Source organism: Streptomyces sp. NPDC000410 (assembly GCF_040300305.1).
In the GTDB taxonomy this organism is placed as follows: Bacteria; Actinomycetota; Actinomycetes; order Streptomycetales; family Streptomycetaceae; genus Streptomyces.
The window spans coordinates 1-19,024 of the sequence record NZ_JBEPDM010000038.1; the positions used below are offsets into that span (position 1 = coordinate 1).

The 19,024-nt window shown below is 70.0% G+C and carries 15 protein-coding genes, 1 pseudogene and 1 riboswitch; of the genes and pseudogenes, 7 read left to right on the forward strand and 9 right to left on the reverse strand.

The features are described from left to right. Nucleotides 1–637: 637 nt before the first annotated feature. The 6 genes and pseudogenes from ABT342_RS28360 to ABT342_RS28385 all read right to left on the reverse strand — a co-directional run. A pseudogene (locus ABT342_RS28360) lies at nucleotides 638–799 on the reverse strand (AraC family transcriptional regulator); the annotation flags it as partial. 213 nt (nucleotides 800–1,012) lie between these two features. Next, nucleotides 1,013–2,029 carry a ribonucleotide-diphosphate reductase subunit beta gene (locus tag ABT342_RS28365; protein WP_351579859.1) on the reverse strand — a complete coding sequence of 339 codons (1,017 nt, stop codon included), beginning with the start codon at nucleotides 2,027–2,029 and terminating at the stop codon, nucleotides 1,013–1,015. Beyond that, nucleotides 2,029–4,386 carry a ribonucleoside-diphosphate reductase subunit alpha gene (locus ABT342_RS28370; protein ID WP_351579861.1) on the reverse strand — a complete coding sequence of 786 codons (2,358 nt, stop codon included), beginning with the start codon at nucleotides 4,384–4,386 and terminating at the stop codon, nucleotides 2,029–2,031. The genes ABT342_RS28365 and ABT342_RS28370 overlap by 1 nt, the downstream gene beginning before the upstream one ends. A gap of 132 nt (nucleotides 4,387–4,518) precedes the next feature. Continuing rightward, a riboswitch (cobalamin riboswitch) is annotated at nucleotides 4,519–4,649 on the reverse strand. A gap of 169 nt (nucleotides 4,650–4,818) precedes the next feature. Next, the gene (gene mctP, locus ABT342_RS28375) at nucleotides 4,819–6,444 is read right to left on the reverse strand and encodes a monocarboxylate uptake permease MctP (RefSeq protein ID WP_351579863.1); all 1,626 of its coding nucleotides are present in this window, start codon (nucleotides 6,442–6,444) and stop codon (nucleotides 4,819–4,821) included. Next, complete coding sequence (locus ABT342_RS28380) at nucleotides 6,441–6,713, reverse strand: DUF3311 domain-containing protein (RefSeq protein ID WP_351579866.1); 273 nt, start codon at nucleotides 6,711–6,713, stop codon at nucleotides 6,441–6,443. The genes mctP and ABT342_RS28380 overlap by 4 nt, the downstream gene beginning before the upstream one ends. Nucleotides 6,714–6,848: 135 nt before the next feature. Continuing rightward, nucleotides 6,849–7,616, reverse strand: a complete 768-nt coding sequence (locus ABT342_RS28385; RefSeq protein WP_351580038.1) for a GntR family transcriptional regulator — start codon at nucleotides 7,614–7,616, stop codon at nucleotides 6,849–6,851. 223 nt (nucleotides 7,617–7,839) lie between these two features. Here ABT342_RS28385 and ABT342_RS28390 point away from each other — a divergent pair, with 223 nt between their 5' ends. The 4 genes from ABT342_RS28390 to ABT342_RS28405 all read left to right on the forward strand — a co-directional run bounded on the left by ABT342_RS28390 (nucleotide 7,840) and on the right by ABT342_RS28405 (nucleotide 12,578). Next, complete coding sequence (locus ABT342_RS28390; RefSeq protein WP_351579869.1) at nucleotides 7,840–9,123, forward strand: extracellular solute-binding protein; 1,284 nt, start codon at nucleotides 7,840–7,842, stop codon at nucleotides 9,121–9,123. Nucleotides 9,124–9,215: 92 nt separating this feature from the next. Beyond that, complete coding sequence (locus ABT342_RS28395; RefSeq protein ID WP_351579872.1) at nucleotides 9,216–10,226, forward strand: carbohydrate ABC transporter permease; 1,011 nt, start codon at nucleotides 9,216–9,218, stop codon at nucleotides 10,224–10,226. Continuing rightward, nucleotides 10,223–11,056: a carbohydrate ABC transporter permease gene (locus ABT342_RS28400; RefSeq protein ID WP_351579875.1), complete on the forward strand. Its 834-nt coding sequence runs from the start codon at nucleotides 10,223–10,225 to the stop codon at nucleotides 11,054–11,056. The genes ABT342_RS28395 and ABT342_RS28400 overlap by 4 nt, the downstream gene beginning before the upstream one ends. Before the next feature lie 10 nt (nucleotides 11,057–11,066). Then, the gene (locus tag ABT342_RS28405) at nucleotides 11,067–12,578 is read left to right on the forward strand and encodes a glycoside hydrolase family 3 protein (protein ID WP_351579878.1); all 1,512 of its coding nucleotides are present in this window, start codon (nucleotides 11,067–11,069) and stop codon (nucleotides 12,576–12,578) included. Between the two features lie 404 nt (nucleotides 12,579–12,982). Here ABT342_RS28405 and nagB read toward each other — a convergent pair whose 3' ends face one another. Beyond that, nucleotides 12,983–13,768 (reverse strand): glucosamine-6-phosphate deaminase, encoded by a 786-nt coding sequence (gene nagB / locus ABT342_RS28410; protein WP_351579881.1) that lies wholly within the window; start codon nucleotides 13,766–13,768, stop codon nucleotides 12,983–12,985. Between the two features lie 161 nt (nucleotides 13,769–13,929). On the opposite strand from nagB, the gene ABT342_RS28415 reads away from it, so the two are divergent. Next, a complete protein-coding gene (locus ABT342_RS28415; RefSeq protein ID WP_351579884.1) occupies nucleotides 13,930–15,000 on the forward strand; it encodes an SIS domain-containing protein in 1,071 nt (356 codons plus the stop codon). A gap of 187 nt (nucleotides 15,001–15,187) precedes the next feature. On the opposite strand, the gene ABT342_RS28420 is transcribed toward ABT342_RS28415, so the two are convergent. Continuing rightward, nucleotides 15,188–15,940: an SDR family oxidoreductase gene (locus ABT342_RS28420; protein WP_351579887.1), complete on the reverse strand. Its 753-nt coding sequence runs from the start codon at nucleotides 15,938–15,940 to the stop codon at nucleotides 15,188–15,190. 81 nt (nucleotides 15,941–16,021) lie between these two features. On the opposite strand from ABT342_RS28420, the gene ABT342_RS28425 reads away from it, so the two are divergent. Together ABT342_RS28425 and ABT342_RS28430 are read left to right on the forward strand one after the other, a co-directional pair. Beyond that, nucleotides 16,022–16,612 carry a TetR/AcrR family transcriptional regulator gene (locus ABT342_RS28425; protein ID WP_351579890.1) on the forward strand — a complete coding sequence of 197 codons (591 nt, stop codon included), beginning with the start codon at nucleotides 16,022–16,024 and terminating at the stop codon, nucleotides 16,610–16,612. 355 nt (nucleotides 16,613–16,967) lie between these two features. Further along, nucleotides 16,968–18,434 (forward strand): sensor histidine kinase, encoded by a 1,467-nt coding sequence (locus ABT342_RS28430; protein WP_351579893.1) that lies wholly within the window; start codon nucleotides 16,968–16,970, stop codon nucleotides 18,432–18,434. A 212-nt stretch (nucleotides 18,435–18,646) separates the two neighbouring features. On the opposite strand, the gene ABT342_RS28435 is transcribed toward ABT342_RS28430, so the two are convergent. Beyond that, nucleotides 18,647–18,904: a WhiB family transcriptional regulator gene (locus tag ABT342_RS28435; RefSeq protein ID WP_003953983.1), complete on the reverse strand. Its 258-nt coding sequence runs from the start codon at nucleotides 18,902–18,904 to the stop codon at nucleotides 18,647–18,649. Nucleotides 18,905–19,024: the final 120 nt, after the last annotated feature.

Here is a 19,024-nt window from a genome sequence, read left to right on the forward strand (position 1 = left end):
CGAGCCGCGCGGCGACCACGGTGTTGTTCCAGCCGTTCGCGCACGCCAGCACGATGCGGGCGCGAACGGCCAGCCCCTGCGCGGTCGAGCGGCGCCTGGCCCAGTTCTCCAGCGTCAGCCGCTCGGCCTCCGACAACACGACAGGTTCCAGCCTGGTATCACCCATCCTCACAGGACAGCGCCCGGACACCGGCAACCGCAGGCAAACACCGCAATCTGAAACAGGGAGCGACTCATGTGGCGGCCCACGGACTCAAAACCAGGTCACTAGGAGAGTTGGCCGGTGTCGGCCAAAACTCCATATCCCAGACACGGAGGTCTGGTGCCCCGCGAACGGTCTTCGGGGGCGCAGGGCCGGAGTCCCGTTCGGCGTACTCGCGTCTTCTCCGCTCGCTGCGGTGCGCGGCATCCTCGCAGGTCCGACAATTCCTGCCTGCCGTGGCCATTGGCCCAAGCCCGCCGGGTAGCTCTCTCGACGCGATCTCTCTGGTCGCGCCCAGTCACACCTAAGCGATGGCAGCCGGAGCCCGGAACCACGATCGGGACTGACCCTAGCCCAGCTTCCCGGCAATCCGCATCACTCACACAGGTGAACCAGTGACCGACAACGGCCTCCAGCGGAAGCAACACTTGGCTGCCCGGCGTGCGTCCGCAGCACGGGGCCCTCCGCCGAGACCGCGGCGAAGTCGTGCACGGGAAGCCCCGCCTCACTGCGGTCGAGCCCGAACACCTCGCACAGGACGCCGAGTTCGAAGGGGTGGACATCATCGAGGAGGACGACGGCGACGTTGTTCAGCATGGCCGCAGTGTGGCAGTTATTCGATGGTTGACGGCAGCCGAGCCACTGACTTTTCTCGCCCGGACCGGCGAGAGTCGAGGACATGAGCACATTCCTCGACTACCTCGCCGTTCTCGGACTGTTCCTCCTCCTCGCCCTTCCCTCACTCGTCGGACACGCCAGGGACCGGGCCGTCGACCGCCGGCTGCGGCGGGCGGAGACGGAGGCCCTGGGTCAGAAGTCCTCGTCCAGGTCCACCGAGCCCTCGACCGCCACCTGGTACGCCGAGGGCCGCCGCTCGAAGAAGTTCGTCAGCTCCTGCACCCCCTGAAGCTCCATGAACGAGAACGGGTTCTGCGAGCCGTAGACCGGGGCGAAGCCCAGCCGCTGGAGGCGCTGGTCGGCGACGCACTGGAGGTACTCGCGCATCGACTCCGTGTTCATGCCCGGCAGTCCGTCGCCGCACAGGTCACGGCCGAACTGCAGCTCCGCCTCCACGGCCTCCTTGAGCATGTCGGTGACCTGCTGCTGGAGCGCGTCGTCGAACAGCTCGGGCTCCTCCTTGCGGACGGTGTCCACGACCTCGAAGGCGAAGTTCATGTGCATCGTCTCGTCGCGGAACACCCAGTTGGTGCCGGTCGCCAGACCGTGCAGCAGACCGCGCGAGCGGAACCAGTACACGTACGCGAAGGCGCCGTAGAAGAACAGCCCCTCGATGCACGCGGCGAAGCAGATCAGGTTCAGCAGGAAGCGGCGGCGGTCGGCCTGGGTCTCCAGCCGGTCGATCTTCTCGACCGAGTCCATCCAGCGGAAGCAGAACTGGGCCTTCTCCCGGATGGACGGGATGTTCTCGACCGCCGCGAACGCGGCCGCCCGGTCGTCCGGATCGGGGAGGTAGGTGTCCAGCAGCGTCAGATAGAACTGGACGTGCACGGCCTCCTCGAAGAGCTGCCGCGAGAGGTACAGCCGCGCCTCGGGGGAGTTGATGTGCTTGTAGAGCGTGAGCACCAGGTTGTTGGCGACGATCGAGTCGCCGGTCGCGAAGAACGCGACCAGACGGCCGATCATGTGCTGCTCACCCGGGGACAGCTTGGCGAGGTCGGCCACGTCCGAGTGGAGGTCGACCTCCTCGACCGTCCAGGTGTTCTTGATCGCGTCCCGGTAGCGGTCGTAGAAGTCCGGGTAGCGCATGGGCCGCAGGGTCAGCTCGAAGCCCGGGTCGAGCAGGTTCTTCTCGGCGGAAGTGGTCATTACTGGCAGGCCTCGCAGGACTCGGGGTTCTCAAGGGAGCAGGCGACGGCGTCTTCGGGAGTCGCCTGTACGGGAATGGCCGGCGTGGCCTGAGCCGCACGGGCGATCCGGGTCGCCGGGCGGGAGCGCAGGTAGTACGTCGTCTTCAGGCCCTGCTTCCACGCGTACGCGTACATCGAGGAGAGTTTGCCGATCGTCGGCGTCTCCATGAACAGGTTCAGCGACTGCGACTGGTCGAGGAACGGCGTACGGGCCGCGGCCATGTCGATCAGTCCGCGCTGCGGGATCTCCCAGGCCGTGCGGTACAGCTCCCGCACCTCGGCCGGAACCCAGTTCAGCCCCTGCACCGAGCCGCTGGAGTCGCGCAGCGCCTCACGGGTCTGCGCGTCCCACACGCCGAGCTTCTTCAGGTCGTCCACCAGGTAGGAGTTGACCTGGAGGAACTCGCCCGACAGCGTCTCGCGCTTGAAGAGGTTGGAGACCTGCGGCTCGATGCACTCGTACACGCCCGCGATCGACGCGATGGTCGCGGTCGGCGCGATGGCGAGGAGGAGGGAGTTGCGCATCCCGGTCTCCGCGACGCGGGCGCGCAGCGCCGCCCAGCGCTCCGGCCAGTTCAGCTCCACGTCGTAGTGGTCGGGGTGCAGTACGCCGCGTGCGGTGCGGGTCTCGTCCCAGGCGGGCAGCGGGCCGCTGCGCTCGGCGAGGTCGCAGGACGCCTCGTACGCCGCCAGCATGATCCGCTCGGCGATACGCGTCGACAGGGCCTTCGCCCCGGCCGAGTCGAAGGGCAGCCGCAGCTTGAAGAAGACGTCCTGGAGGCCCATCGCGCCCAGGCCCACCGGGCGCCACTTGGCGTTGGAGCGGCCGGCCTGCTCGGTCGGGTAGAAGTTGATGTCGACGACGCGGTCGAGGAAGGTCACGGCCGTGCGGACGGTCTCGTCGAGCCGCTCCCAGTCGATGTCGCCCGCCGGGGTGACGAAGGCGCCGAGGTTGACCGAGCCGAGGTTGCAGACGGCCGTCTCGCCGTCGTTCGTCACCTCGATGATCTCGGTGCACAGGTTGGAGGAGTGGACGACCGTGCCGGGTTCGGCGGTCTGGTTCGCGGTCCGGTTGGAGGCGTCCTTGAACGTCATCCAGCCGTTGCCGGTCTGGGCCAGGGTCCGCATCATCCGGCCGTACAGGTCCCGTGCGGGAACGGTCTTGCGGGCGAGCCCGTCCGCCTCCGCCCTGCGGTACGCGGCGTCGAAGTCGTCGCCCCACAGGTCGACCAGCTCGGGCACGTCGGCCGGGGAGAACAGCGACCAGTCGCCGTCCGCGTTCACCCGGCGCATGAACTCGTCGGGGATCCAGTGCGCCAGGTTGAGGTTGTGCGTACGCCGCGCCTCCTCGCCCGTGTTGTCGCGCAGCTCCAGGAACTCCTCGATGTCCGCGTGCCAGGTCTCCAGGTAGACGCAGGCCGCGCCCTTGCGCCGGCCGCCCTGGTTCACGGCGGCGACGGAGGAGTCGAGGGTCCGCAGGAACGGCACGATGCCGTTGGAGTGGCCGTTGGTGCCACGGATCAGCGAACCGCGGGAGCGGATGCGGGAGTACGAGAGCCCGATGCCGCCCGCGTGCTTCGACAGCCGCGCCACCTGGTGGTAGCGGTCGTAGATCGAGTCCAGCTCGTCCAGCGGGGAGTCGAGCAGATAGCAGGACGACATCTGCGGGTGCCGTGTCCCGGAGTTGAACAGGGTGGGGGAGGACGGCAGGTAGTCCAGCCGGCTCATCAGCCCGTAGAGGGAGGCGACCTCGTCCAGCGCGCGGATCGAATCGTCCTCGGCGAGCCCGGCCGCGACCCGCAGCATGAAGTGCTGCGGGGTCTCGATGACCTTGCGGGTGATCGGGTGGCGCAGCAGGTAGCGGCTGTAGAGGGTGCGCAGGCCGAAGTAGCCGAAGCGGTCGTCGGCCACGGGGTCGATGAGCGAGTCGAGCCGGGCCGAGTGGGTCCGTACGAACGCGGCTGTGCGGTCCGCGATCAGGCCCTCGCGGTGGCCGACGGCGACGGAGTCGGAGAAGGCGGCCGCCCCCTGTGAGGCCGCCTCCTCCGCGATCGTGAGGGTGAGCAGCCGGGCCGCGAGCCGCGAGTACGCCGGGTCCTCGGAGATCAGCCCCGCGGCCGCCTCGGTCGCCAACTCGCGCAGCTCGGCCTCGTCCGAGCCGGCGTGCCGGCCCCGGAGCGCCGCGGCGGCGACCCGGCCGGGGTCGGTGTCCGCGAGATCGGCGGTGAGGTCGGTCAGGGTGCGCAGCAGTGCGGTACCTGGCCCATCGGCGATCTGCGCGGATGCTGAAGCAGGATCGGGCGGCGCGATGGTCACGGGGTGCTCTCCCTCGCTCGGCTCGGGGCCGCTGCGGCGGGGCAGGGCTCACGGAGGCACGACGAAGGGGTCGGTGCACCGCGTCCCTGGCCCATTCCGCGAGGCCCGGACGGATCGGCACCCGGGCCGGACGGACCGGGTGCGCCGTCGGCAGGTCCTCGGACTCCACGGCGCGCTTCGCTACGAACGCGCGCCGGTACACCGTTGCGGGACAGTTCCGGACTCACACCGGATTCCCCTGCGGCGACAGCGAGCATGAGCATACATGTGGTGGCCGCCTGATGATGAACCCCCACATGTTGTGTGTCGCGGGGGTTCGGGGGCTCCGCGCATGTTGTGGGCCGCGGAGGCTCTGCGGGCTCCGCGCCGTTGCCGGAACGCCGACCGGCGCAGGCTCGTCGAGCCTGCGCCGGTCGGTGGATGTGCCCGGACTCAGTGGGTGGCGGCCCCCACCTTCGGGAGCTCCTTCTCCACGCCCGCGTCACCCGCGTCCGCCGTGTAGTCCTCGGGGGACGTCTCGTCGACGCCGTCGGGCGCCTTCACGGCCCGCAGGACGAGGGTCAGGACGACCGTCACGACGAGGTTGAGCACGAACGCGGTGAGGCCGATGTAGCCGATCTCCCCGATCCCGGGGATCTCCGCCGACGAACCGCCGAAGTGCTTCTGCGTCGGGCTCGCGACCCCGTACGCCGCCGCCGTACCGTAGATCATGCCGACCGCCCAGCCGGCGATCAGCGCCCACCGGTGGAACCACCGCGTGAACAGGCCGACCACCAGCGCCGGGAAGGTCTGCAGGATCCAGATGCCGCCCAGCAGCTGGAAGTTGATGGCGACCGTCTTGTCCATGGTCAGGACGAAGGCCAGCGCACCCACCTTCACCAGCAGCGACACCAGCTTCGACACCTTGGTCTCCTGCTCCGGCGTGGCGTCCGGCTTCAGGAAGTCCTTGTAGATGTTGCGCGTGAAGAGGTTGGCCGCGGCGATCGACATGATCGCCGCAGGCACCAGCGCGCCGATGCCGATGGCCGCGAAGGCCACGCCCGCGAACCAGTCCGGGAACATGTTCTCGAACAGCTGAGGAATCGCGAGCTGCCCGTTCTGCACCTTGACCCCGGCCGCTATCGCCATGAACCCGAGCAGCGCCAGCAGCCCCAGCATCAGCGAGTACAGCGGCAGGATCGTCGTGTTGCGCCGGATCACCTCACGGCTGCGCGAGGACAGCGTCGCGGTGATCGAGTGCGGGTACATGAACAGCGCCAGAGCGGATCCGAGCGCCAGCGTCGCGTAACCCCACTGGCCCATCTCGCCGGGCACCAGCGCACCCCGCGGCTTGTCCGTCGCCGGGTTGATCTGCGCGTACGCCTCGCCCGCCTTCGAGAAGATCTCGTCGAAGCCGCCGAGCTTGATCGGGATGTAGATGATCGCGACGGCGATCACGATGTAGATCAGCGTGTCCTTGACGAACGCGATCAGCGCCGGGGCCCGCAGACCGGACGAGTACGTGTACGCCGCCAGCACGCCGAACGCGATCAGCAGCGGCAGGTCCTTGATGAACCAGTGCGTGTTCTCGCCGCCGCCGACGCCCATCACGTCCAGCACCGCCTGGATGCCGACCAGCTGGAGCGCGATGTACGGCATCGTCGCGAGGAGGCCGGTGAGCGCGACCGCCAGCGACAGGCCCTTGGAGCCGAAGCGGCCGCGGACGAAGTCGGAGGTCGTCACGTAGCCGTGCTTGTGCGAGACCGACCAGAGCCGCGGCAGGAAGGTGAAGATCAGCGGGTAGACGAGGATCGTGTACGGCACGGCGAAGAAGCCGGCCGCGCCGGCCGCGTAGATGGCGGCGGGTACGGCGACGAAGGTGTACGCCGTGTAGAGGTCACCGCCGAGCAGGAACCAGGTCACCCAGGTGCCGAACGAACGGCCGCCGAGGCCCCATTCGTCCAGGCTGTTCTCGTTCTCGGCCCTGCGCCAGCGCGAGGCCAGGAAGCCCATGACCGTGACGGCCAGGAAGAAGAAGATGAAGACGGCGAGTGCGACGCCGTTCACGCCGTCCTTCACTTCGACGCCCCTTCCGTGCGGGCGGGCTGGGTCCGGCGGGCGTTCTGGTCACGCTGCCAGAGCTTGTACGCGACCATCGTCAGCGCGGTCGAGATGACCACCCAGGCCATCTGGTACCAGTAGAAGAACGGGATCCCGGCGACGACCGGTTCGACCTTCGCGTACGAGCTGACCCAGAGCATCGCGACGAACGGGGCAGCCAGGCAGAGGGCGATGATCACTCTGACCGGCGTGACAACTGGTCTTCTCTCTTCGGGCACTTCGGACATTCGGCGGCTCCGTCCCCTGATTGATCAGCTGCGCATGCGTAATGCGCAGGAAATCTAGGGGACGGTTCACCTGTATGGAACCCCTGTCCGGATAACGGACTGGGCACGCCTGCTCAGCCCGCGTCCTTCCGGCCGTCAGCCCGCGTCCGGCCGCTTCAACCTCGCGACGAACTTGTACCTGTCGCCCCGGTACACCGACCGCACCCACTCCACCGGTTCGCCGTTCCTGTCCAGCGAGTGGCGGGACAGCATCAGCATCGGCAGGCCCACGTCCGTACCGAGCAGCCCTGCCTCGCGCGGGGTGGCCAGCGAGGTCTCGATGGTCTCCTCGGCCTCCGCCAGGTGGACGTCGTACACCTCCGCCAACGCCGTGTACAGCGAGGTGTACTTCACCAGCGACCGCCGCAGCGCGGGGAACTTCTTCGCCGACAGATGTGTCGTCTCGATCGCCATCGGCTCACCGCTCGCCAGCCGCAGCCGCTCGATCCGCAGCACTCGCCCGCCGGGCGAGATGTCCAGGAGTCCGGCGAGCGTGTCGTCGGCGGTGACGTACCCGATGTCGAGCAGCTGGGACGTGGGCTCCAGGCCCTGCGCCCGCATGTCCTCGGTGTACGACGTCAACTGCAGCGCCTGCGAGACCTTCGGCTTGGCGACGAACGTGCCCTTGCCCTGGATGCGCTCCAGCCGGCCCTCGACGACCAGCTCCTGCAGGGCCTGCCGCACGGTCGTGCGCGAGGTGTCGAACTCGGCGGCGAGGGTGCGCTCGGGCGGTACGGGCGTGCCGGGCGGCAGCGTCTCCGTCATGTCGAGCAAGTGTCGCTTGAGGCGGTAGTACTTGGGCACGCGCGCGGTACGGGTCGCCGTCCCGTTCTCCGGCTCCGTGCCGCCCCCGTCCGTGGCCATGGCGTGCCTTCCCGACTCGTGTGCTGCTGCCGTCACCGGCTCCTCCGTCTGTTGCGGCTCACATGGTGGCACGGCCCGGCCTCAGGGCGTCGTTCGCGTTCAGATGTCGGTCCGATAACGGACGTGACTGCCCTTCTTATACACCCTTGACACCCCTAAAGGTCTAGGCCAAGCTCCCGGGTACTGGTCTAAACCATTAAAGACCGGGTCTGAGGAGGGTGGCGTGAAGCGCAAGCTCATCGCGGCGATCGGCGTCGCGGGCATGATGGTCGGCATTGCCGCGTGTGGTTCCGACGGCGGCACGGGTGGGGACAAGGCCGGTGGCGACGCCAAGGAGCTCACCGTCTGGCTGACGGTCGACGCCCAGAACAACTGGCCGGACCTGGTCAAGGCGGCCGACGACGCGGTGATCGCGAAGCACCCGGGCATCAAGATCAAGCACGAGTACTACGGCTGGCCCGACAAGAACGCCAAGCTCGACGCCGTCCTCGCCACGGACAAGGCCCCCGACGTGGTCGAGATGGGCAACACCGAGATGCTCGGCTACATGGTCAAGGGCGCCTTCGCCGAGGTCGACCCGGCCGCGTTCGACCAGTCCGACGCGTGGCTGGACGGCCTCAAGGACTCCGTCCAGTACGAGGGCAAGACCTACGGTGTGCCGTACTACGCCGGTGGCCGCGTCGGCACCTGGCGCAAGGACATCGCCGCCGAGGTCGGTGTGAAGGCCGCCCCGAAGACGTACGCCGAGCTGACCGCGGCCCTCGACAAGATCCAGGCGAAGAAGGGTGACAAGTTCAGCGCCTGGTACCAGCCCTCGCCCGACTGGTACGCCGCGATGTCCTTCGTCTACGACGCGGGCGGCTCCATCGCCAAGAAGGACGGCGACCAGTGGAAGGCCAACCTCTCCTCGCCGGAGTCCCTCAAGGGCCTCAACGAGTACAAGTCGATCATCGACAAGTACATGCACGGCGACAAGACCAAGGACGAAGCCGACCGCCCGGTCGTCTACGGCCAGGGCAAGTCCGCCATCATCTTCAGCGCGGCCTGGGAGGGCGGCACGGCCGCTCTCCCCAAGAACGACAAGGTCGGCAAGCTCGCTGACAAGATCGAGTCCTTCGTGATGCCCGGCCCGTCCGGCAAGCCGCTCCCCGTCTTCCTCGGCGGCTCCGACCTCGCCATCCCGGTCAAGTCCAAGGCGCAGGGCGTCGCGGCCGAGTGGATCAACGCCTTCACCGGCGCCAAGGGCCAGAAGGGCCTGCTCGCCAAGGGCAACCTGCCCAACAATAGGACCGACCTCGCGACCCTGAAGGCCGACCCGAAGACGGTCGTCCCCGCCACCGCGGCCGAGTCCAACTGGTTCGTCCCGATGGCACCGGGCTGGGGCCAGGTCGAGAAGGCCCAGACCCTGAAGACGATGCTCCAGGAGATCGGCACCGGCAAGAAGTCGGTCGAGGCCGCCGCGAAGGACGCGGACGCCGCGATCGACAAGGTCATCAACACCAAGTGACCTTGCCTTCCGGCAGGGCCGCCCGTCCCACCGGGACGGGCGGCCCTGCTCCCGTACGCCGGAGCAGGAGAGGGACCGCTGAGGAGCGCCCGATGAGTGCCGCAGACACAACCACAGCCAAGGTGCCGCCGCAGCGGCCATCGCCCACCCCGGGCGCCGGGACCGGCGCCGGGCCGGGGAGAGCCGGAAGACCGGGGAAGCCGCGGGGAACGGGTGACGGGGCCGCGGTGCCCTGGGCGCTGCTCGCGCCCTGCCTGCTCGTCCTCCTCCTCGTCCTCGGCTATCCGCTGGTCCGGCTGGTCACGCTCTCCTTCCAGAACTTCGGGCAGCCGCAGTTGTGGGGCTTCAAGGAGCCCGAATCGGCCGGCTTCGCCAACTTCACCAAGATCCTTGGCGACGGCGAATTCTGGGCCGTCGTCCTGCGCACGGTGCTCTTCGCCGGCGGTGCGGTCGTCCTCACCATGGTCCTCGGCATGCTGATCGCCCTGCTGCTCCAGCGCGTCTCGGGCTGGGTGAAGACCCTCGTCAACGTCGCGCTCGTGGCGAGCTGGGGCATGCCGATCATCGTCGCCACCGCGATCTTCAAGTGGCTCTTCGACACCGACTACGGCGTTCTCAACTGGCTGTTCAGCAGGCTGCCCGGGGTCGACATGGTCGGGCACAACTGGTTCGCGAGCGGCCCCCAGGGCCTCGCCGTCATCATGCTGCTGGTCGTCTGGGGCGCCGTGCCCTTCGTCGTCATCACGCTGACCGCCGGACTCTCCCAGGTCCCCAAGGAGCTGGAGGAGGCCGCCCGCCTCGACGGCGCGGGTGCGTGGGGCGTGTTCCGGTACGTCACCCTGCCGATCCTCAAGCCCGTCATCGTGATGCTCACGACGCTCTCGGTGATCTGGGACATGGGCGTCTTCCCGCAGGTCTTCGTCATGCGCAACGGCCACCCCGAGGCCGAGTTCCAGCTGCTGACGACGTACTCGTACGACAAGGCCTTCGTCGTCAACGACTACGGCGGCGGCTCGGCGATCGCCCTCGTCACCGTGGTCCTGCTGCTCGGTGTCGTGGCCGTCTACATGCGCCAGATGCTCAAGATCGGAGAAGTCGAGTGAGTACGGCGACACTGCGCGGGAAAAGGTCCGGCTGGAACCTGCTCGGCCTGCTGGTCTTCGTCACCGCCGGCTTCCCGGTCTACTGGATGCTCAACACGGCCTTCAAGCCGGCCAAGGACGCCATCGACCCGGACCCGCACTTCTTCCCCAGGACGTTCACCCTGGAGAACTTCGAACGCGCCTTCGATGTCGCCGACTTCTGGGGCCCGGTCGGCCGCAGCCTCGTCGTCTCGCTGGTCGTGGTCGTCATCGGTATCGCGGTCGGCATGCTGGCCGCGCTGGCCATCTCGCGGTTCGCCTTCCGGGGCCGCAAGATCGTGATCGTGGGCATCCTGGCCGTTCAGATGGTCCCGCTGGTCGCCATGATCATCCCGGTGTTCCTGCTGCTCAACGACCTCGGGCAGTACGACAGGCTCAGCGGCCTGATCCTCACGTACCTGACCTTCATCCTCCCCTTCACGGTGTGGACGCTGCGCGGATTCATCGTCAACATCCCCAGGGAGCTGGAGGAGGCGGCCATGGTCGACGGCTGCACCCGCACTGGCGCCTTCGTCCGCGTCGTCTTCCCGCTGCTGGCCCCCGGAATGGTCGCCACCTCCGTGTACGCGTTCATCCAGGCGTGGAACGAGTACCTCTACGCGCTGATGCTGATGAGCCAGCAGAACCAGACGGCCACCGTCTGGCTCGGCAACTTCACCACCAAGCACGGCACCGAATACGCCCCGATGATGGCCGGCGCCACGATGATGGCCGTCCCCATCGTGGTCCTCTTCCTCCTCGTCCAGCGCAAGATGGCCGCGGGTCTGACGGCCGGCGCCGTGAAGGGATGACGCGGTCGACATGACGACACTCGTATACGGCTCCGACACGCTCACGCGTGACGCGCTCGCCGTCCTCCAGCCCGGTTTCCTCGGCACCACCGCCCCCGACTGGCTGCTGCGCCGGATCGGCGAAGGCCTCTCGTCCGTGGGCCTGTTCGGCCGCAACATCGCCTCGCCCGAGCAACTGGCGGCACTCACCGCCCGGTTGCGGGCCGAGCGCGACGACGTACTCGTCGCCATCGACGAGGAGGGCGGGGACGTCACCCGCCTGGAGGTCCGTACCGGCTCCTCCTTCCCCGGCAACTACGCGCTCGGGGTCGTCGACGACGTCGAGCTGACGCGGGCGGTGGCTCATGAGCTCGGCCGCCGGCTGGCGGCGTGCGGGGTGGACCTCAACTGGGCCCCGTCGGCGGACGTCAACTCGAACACGAACAATCCGGTCATCGGGGTACGTTCCTTCGGCGCCGACCCGGAGCTGGTCGCCCGGCACACCGCGGCGTACGTCCAAGGGCTCCAGTCCGCAGGAGTCGCTGCATGCACCAAGCACTTCCCGGGGCATGGTGACACCGGCGTCGACTCGCACCACGCGATGCCCCGCATCGATGTGGACTTGGCCACGTTGGGGGCCCGTGACCTGCTGCCTTTCCGCGAGGCCATCGCGGCGGGTTCCAGGTCGGTCATGAGCGCGCATATCCTGCTACCCGCGCTCGACCCGAACCGCCCGGCAACCCTGAGCCCGCAGATCCTGACCGGTCTGCTGCGCCAGGAGCTGGGCTTCGACGGACTCATCGTCACGGACGGCATGGAGATGCAGGCCATCGCCGCCGCGTACGGAATCGAGCGCGGCAGTGTCCTCGCGATCGCCGCCGGTGCCGACGCGATCTGCGTCGGCGGCGGCCTGGCCGACGAGGCGACTGTCCTGCGGCTGCGCGACGCGCTGGTCGCGGCGGTCCGCGAGGGTGAGCTGCCCGAGGAACGACTGGCCGACGCGGCCGCGCGCGTGCGCGCGCTCGCCGACTGGACCAGGGGGGCGAGGGGGGCCGTGACGGAGCCGGGCGCGGCTTCACAGGAGGGGACCGCGCCCGGCACCGACATCGGTCTCGTCGCCGCCCGGCGGGCGATCCGGGTCACGGCGGGGGAGGGGGCGCCCGAGCGCCTGGCCGCCGCCCCGTACGTCGCGGCCTTCACGCCCGTCGCCAACATCGCCGTCGGCGACGAGACCCCCTGGGGCGTCGCGGCGGAACTGACCCGCCTGTTGCCGGGCACCACGACGGGCACCTTCTCGACCCCCTCGGCGGACGAGATCCTCCGCGCGGCGGCGCACCGCCCCCTCGTCGCGGTCGTCCGCGACGCCCACCGCCACGCCTGGATGACCGAGGCCCTGGACGCACTCCTGGCGGCCCGCCCCGACACGATCGTCATCGAAATGGGCCTCAACGAGTCCCCACCCCGCGGCGCGCTCCACGTGGCGACCCACGGCGCGGCGAGAGTCTGCGCGACGGCAGCGGCGGAAGCCCTGACGGGGGCGTAGCCGCCTCCGGCGGACCTGGGCCCCGGGCGCGCGTGGGCGCTCTGGGCGCCTGCGGCGGAGACCCCCACAAGCAGCCTCGCCGGCGTTTGAGGCGCGGGGGTTCGGGGGCGGAGCCCCCGCAATCGGGGGCTGGGGCGGAGCCCCAGTTTCGGGAAGGGGCGGGTAGGGGACAAGGCCCGCCGCAGGCGCCCGCTCCCGCCGCCGCCGCCCGCCCCACCGGCCGCACCCGCGCAACGGCCGGCGCCCGACGTCCGGCCCACGCCCGCCCCACTGGCCGCACCCGCGCAACGGCCGGCGCCCGACGTCCGGCCCACGCCCACGCCCGCCCCCGCGCCACGAGCGAGGCACGGCCCGTACCCCGTGCAGGGGAGGCGGGCCGGGCCTCGGATGCGGCAGGGGGCGGTCTAGAGCCCCTGCCACACCGGCTTGTTCGCGTACGTGTGCCGGAAGTAGCCCGCAAGCTTCAGCTTCGTCGCCGCAGCCTCATCCACCACCACCGTCGCATGCGCATGCAGCTGCAGCGCCGACCCCGGCACGACCGCCGCCACCGGCCCCTCGACCGTGGCCGCCACCGCCTCCGCCTTCCCCTCGCCGGTGGCCAGCAGCACCAGATGCCGCGCCTCCAGGATCGTTCCGATCCCCTGCGTGATCACGTGATGCGGCACCTGTTCAGCATCCCCGCCGAAGAACCGCGCGTTGTCCACCCGCGTCTGCTCCGTCAGCGTCTTGATCCGCGTACGCGACGCGAGCGACGAACACGGCTCGTTGAACCCGATGTGCCCGTCCGTCCCGATCCCGAGGATCTGCAGGTCCACCCCACCCGCCGCCGCCAGCGCCGCGTCGTACGCCGCGCACGCGCCCGGCACGTCCTCGGCCGACCCGTCGGGGCCCATGAAGCGGTCCGCGTTCAGCCCGAGCGGCTCGACGACCTCGCGCAGCACCACCGAGCGGTACGACTCCGGGTGCCCGGCCGGCAGCCCGACGTACTCGTCGAGCTGCGCTATCCGGGCTCGCGACGCGTCCACGGCCCTTGCCCGCACCAGCCTCGCCAGCGCTTCGTAGATGGGCAGCGGGGTCGACCCGGTGGCCACTCCCAGCAGCGCGTCGGGCTTGCGGCGGAGCAGGTCCGCGATGCCCTGGGCGATGAGCTCTCCGCCAGCCTTGGCGTCCGGAACGATGACAACTTCCACGCTGGGCCTGCCGATCGGTCGACGATATGTGGTATAGACCAATCTAACAGAACGCGATGGCACCCCGGTGAATCCCGGCTGGCGAGGGCGTGGTCCCGCGTGGTCGACTGAGCCGTACGGTGCCCGGAACGTACGCCCGGAACGTATGGGAGGCACCAGCCATGTCCGCCATGACGTCCGCCGAGCACAGCGAGCAGCCGGGCCGGATCATGTCCGGCGAGATGGCGGAGCAGCCCGACGTGCTGCGCCGGATCCTCGACCGGGGCGCACCGCGCATCCGCGAGGTCGCCGCCGCGATCGCCGGGCGCGGGCCGCGCTTCGTCCTGCTGACCGCCCGCGGTACGTCAGACAACGCGGCGCTCTACGCGAAGTACCTGCTGGAGATCGAACTCGGTCTGCCCTGCGGCCTGACGTCCATGTCCACCATCACCGCGTACGGGGCGAAGCCCGACCTCACCGACGTCCTGGCCGTCACCGTCAGCCAGTCGGGCGGCTCACCGGACCTCGTGGCCTCCACGCAGGCCGCCCGGGACGCGGGCGCGATCACCCTCGCGGTGACGAACAACCCGGACTCGCCGCTCGCCGCGGTGTCCGAGTTCGCCATCGACATCCTGGCCGGCCCGGAGCGGGCGCTCCCCGCCACCAAGACGTACACGGCGTCCCTGCTCGCCCTCTACCTCTTCGTCGAGGGCCTGCGCGGCGGCGACGGCGCGGCGGCGCGGGTCCTGCCCGCACTGGCCGAGCGGATCCTGGCCCGCCAGGACGAGGTCAGAACCCTCGCCGCCCGCTACCGCTTCGCCGGGCGCATGGTCATCACCTCGCGCGGGTACGGCTACCCGACCGCCAAGGAGGCGGCCCTCAAGCTGATGGAGACGAGCTACATCCCGGCTCTCTCCTACTCCGGGGCCGATCTCCTGCACGGCCCGCTCGCCATGGTCGACAACATCTCCCCGGTGATCGCGGTCGTCACGGACGGGCGTGGTGGCGAGGCCCTCCAGCCCGTCCTCGACCGCCTCCGCGGCCGTGGCGCCGACCTCTTCGTCGTCGGCCCGAAGCCCCAGGTCGACGCGGCGTCGGCGGGCTTCGTCCTGCCGACCGAGGGCGTACCGGAAGAGCTTCAGCCGGTCCTGGAGATCCTGCCGCTCCAGCTGATGGCCTACGAGGTCACGATCGCCCGGGGCCAGGACCCGGACGCCCCGAGGGCCTTGGCCAAGGTCACGGAAACCCGCTGACCCGCTGCCCCCCGCCGGGCCGGTCGCGGCCCACGCCCCCCAGCCCCCTGCGGAGCGCCGGCCCCCAGGGCATCAGCCCACCAGAGCGCGGGGCGGGCCCACAGAGCCTCGCCCCGCAGAGCGCGGGCCCACAGAGCCCCGCCCCACAGAGCCCCGCCCCCCCAGGGGCAGCGCGCCCGCCCCCCACTCAGGCCAGCGACCCACCCGTCGCGTCGATCCACTGACCCGTCACCCACCGGCCGTCCTCCGACGCCAGGAACGCCACCACGTCGGCGATGTCGGACGGCATGCCGACCCGCCCCAGCGCGGACATCGCGGCCGCCCCCGCCCGCGCCTCCTCGCTCGTGCGCAGCCAGCCCGCGTTGATGTCCGTGTCCACGATCCCCGGTGCCACCGCGTTGACCGTGATGCCCCGGGATCCCAGCACCTTCGACAGGGTCCGGGTGAAGACGTCCAGCGCGCCCTTGGTCATGGAGTAGGCGATCAGCTCCGGCATCACGGCCGCACGCGACAGGCCCGTCGAGATGCTGATGACGCGTCCCCCGTCCCGCAGCCGCTTGGCCCCCAGCTGGGTCAGGAAGAACGGGGCCTTCGTGTTGACCGCGAAGAGCCGGTCGTACTCGGGCTCGTCGATCTCCGCGAACCCTCGCGACGCGGCGATTCCCGCGTTGTTGACCAGAATGTCCAGCCCGTCGGCGTGCTTGTCGAACTCCGCCCACAGCGCAGCCGCGTCCCCCGGCACCCCCAGCTCCTGGCCGATCGCGAAGGCGGACCCGCCCGCCGCCTCGATCGCCGCGACGGTCTCCTTCGCGGCGGTCTCGTTGGTGCCGTAGTGCACGGCGACCCGTGCGCCGTCCCGGCCGAGCCGCTCCGCGATGCCGCGCCCGATGCCCCTGCTGCCGCCGGTGACCAGTGCCGTCTTGCCTTCGAGCGTGCCCATGGCCCCGCCCTCCAGTTCTCTAGTGGTCGCTACAGAAATGACCGTAACACATTCTCTAACGAGCGCTATAAAATTGTCGGCATGGCGACGAAACTTCGCGGCAGACCCCGCTCCTTCGACCGTGCGGCAGCCCTGGAGCAGGCCACGCTGGCCTTCTGGGGGCAGGGGTACGAGGCGACGTCGGTCGCCGACCTGACCCGTGCGATGGGCATCGGCGCGCCCAGCCTGTACGCCGCGTTCGGCGACAAGCAGGCGCTGTTCGCGGAGGTCGTGGACGTGTACGCGCGGACCCACGGCGCGTTCTCGGGCCGCGCGCTGGCCAAGGAGCCCACCGCCCGCGCCGGTATCGCGCGCATGCTCCGCGAGGCCGCCGCCGAGTACACCGACCCGGCGCATCCCCCCGGCTGCCTGGTGATCAGCGCGGCGACCAACTGCGCCGCCGCCGAGGTGGTCCAGGCGCTACGGGACCGGCGCAACGCCAATCTCGCCGCCCTCGAAGCCCGCATCCAGGCCGACATCGACATCGGCGCCCTCCCGCCGTCCGCCGACGCCGCCGTGCTCGCCCGCTTCAGCGGAGTCGTACTCCAGGGCATGTCGCAGCAGGCGCGCGACGGCGCGACGCGGCAGGAGCTGGAGGCGGTGGCGGAGGCGGCGATGCGCGCGTGGCCGTGACGGGGGCACCCGCACCCGGCCCCGAAAACAGCGCCCGGCCCCGAAAACACCCGCGGGCCGCGGCGCCGCGACGGGACCCTCAGCCCGTCCGGCACCGCAGCCCGGAGTTGCTCGGCCGGCGGGTGTGCGGTCCCGTCGACCGTTTGGGAGGCAGCGGCGCAGTCAGGGCAGAGAGCGCCGGTTACCTCGGTCCACCCTCCTGTGCGGGGAGGGCGGAGGCCTATTCCGTTCCATTGTGGACTAGACCATTATGGTCTGTCCATCCATAAGTATGGACGGCTTCCGGGCCTATCCTCCAACACGAAGCCCGGCATCGGAAGGTTCATACCGAAGGTACGCTCACAAGGTGCCCTCCATGAACGACCTCGTACGCCAGCACACCGCCCTGAGTGAGTCCGACCTCGAGTGGCTTCATCTGCTGGTCTCGGAGTGGCAACTGCTCTCCGACCTGTCCTTCGCCGACCTCGTGCTGTGGGTCCCGACGCTCGACGGTACCCGCTACGTCTCGGTCGCCCAGATGCGGCCGAACACCGGCCCCACCTCCTATCAGGACGACATGGTCGGCCATCTCGTTCCCCGTGGCCGCCGTCCGCTGCTCGACGCGGCCCTCGACGAGGGCCGGATCGTGCGCGAGGGCGACCCGGAGTGGCGCGAGGAGGTTCCCGTACGGGTCGAGTCCATCCCCGTACGCCGTGAGGGCCGCGTCCTCGGGGTCATCGCCCGCAACACCAACCTGCTCACGGTCCGCACCCCGAGCCGGCTGGAGCTGACCTACCTCCAGTCCGCGTCCGACCTCGCCCAGATGATCGCCGCGGGAGCGTTCCCGTTCCCCGGGCAGCAGGTCGACATGGACGCCTCGCCGCGCGCCGGCGACGGGCTGATCCGCCTCGACGCGGACGGCGTCGTCCAGTACGCGTCGCCGAACGCGCTGTCCGCGTACCACCGCCTCGGCCTGGCCGCCGATCTCGTCGGCCAGCACCTCGGCCAGATCACCGCCGAACTCGCACCCTCCCGCGGCCCTGTCGACGAGGCCCTGGTCAAACTTGCCAGCGGCTACGCGCCCCGCGAGGCCGAGGTCGAGGGCAACGGCGGCGTCATCCAGCTGCGGGCCATCCCGCTCAAGCCGAAGGGCCCGCGGATCGGTTCCCTCGTGCTGCTGCGCGACGTCACCGAACTGCGCCGACGCGAGCGCGAGTTGATCACGAAGGACGCCACCATCCGGGAGATCCACCACCGGGTGAAGAACAACCTCCAGACGGTCGCCGCGCTGCTGCGCCTCCAGGCCCGCCGGATGGACTCGGAGCGCGGCCGGGAGGCGCTGAACGAGGCGGTCCGCCGGGTCGGCTCCATCGCCATCGTGCACGAGACGCTCTCGCAGAACCTGGACGAGCGCGTCGAGTTCGACGAGATCGCCGACCGGGTCCTCGCGATGGTGGCCGAGATCTCACCGGGGAAGGTCGCCTGCCGCCGCAGTGGTCGGTGCGGAATCCTCGACGCCGAGGTCGCGACCCCGCTCTCCATGGTGCTGACGGAGGTTCTGCAGAACGCGCTGGAGCACGCCTTCGCGCCGGGCGAGCACGGCACGGTCGAGGTCGCGGCGATGCGCGGCGGGCCGCGGGATGACGAGCGGCTTCTGATAACCGTTCAGGACGACGGCCGCGGGCTGCCCGAGGGCTTCGACCCGCAGCGGGCCGGAAATCTGGGCCTGCAGATCGTCCGGACCCTGGTGGAGGGGGAGCTGGGTGGAAGCTTCGACATGGTGCGGGGAGCCGAGCGCGGCACGCGCGTGGTCCTCGACATCCCCGTCCGCAGCCAGAAGTAGCCCGGGGCCGCGGTACGGTCCGGGGTTCTGGCTCCGGCTCGGGTCGTCGCCTCGGCTGCGGGCCTTGCCGCCCGGCACAGCAGCGAGCCCCGGACCGTTCGGATGCGGTCCGGGGCTCGAATGCTGTGAGTTACTGCTGCGCGCTGCGGCTCGGGGGCGGTGAGTGCGTACTCGCCGTACGCGCCGCCGGGCTCAGGCTCGTCACAGGGGTGTCAGGCGCTGGCGTTGCGCGCCCGGTTGCGAGCGGCGCGGCGCTTCATCGCGCGGCGCTCGTCCTCGCTGAGGCCACCCCAGACGCCGGAGTCCTGACCGGACTCGAGCGCCCACTGCAGACACTGCTCCATGACGGGGCAGCGGCGGCAGACGGCCTTGGCTTCCTCGATCTGCAGCAGCGCAGGACCGGTGTTGCCGATGGGGAAGAACAGCTCGGGGTCTTCCTCGCGGCAAACGGCGTTGTGACGCCAGTCCATGGCTGCTACCTCTCTTGGTATTACGTGCAGGTTGCTTGTGAATGTGAACGCTTTCACGAATCCCCCCGCAAGGGAAGGGCCGACTCCCAGTTGAACTGGTTGTGGTCCTTGGAATGAGGA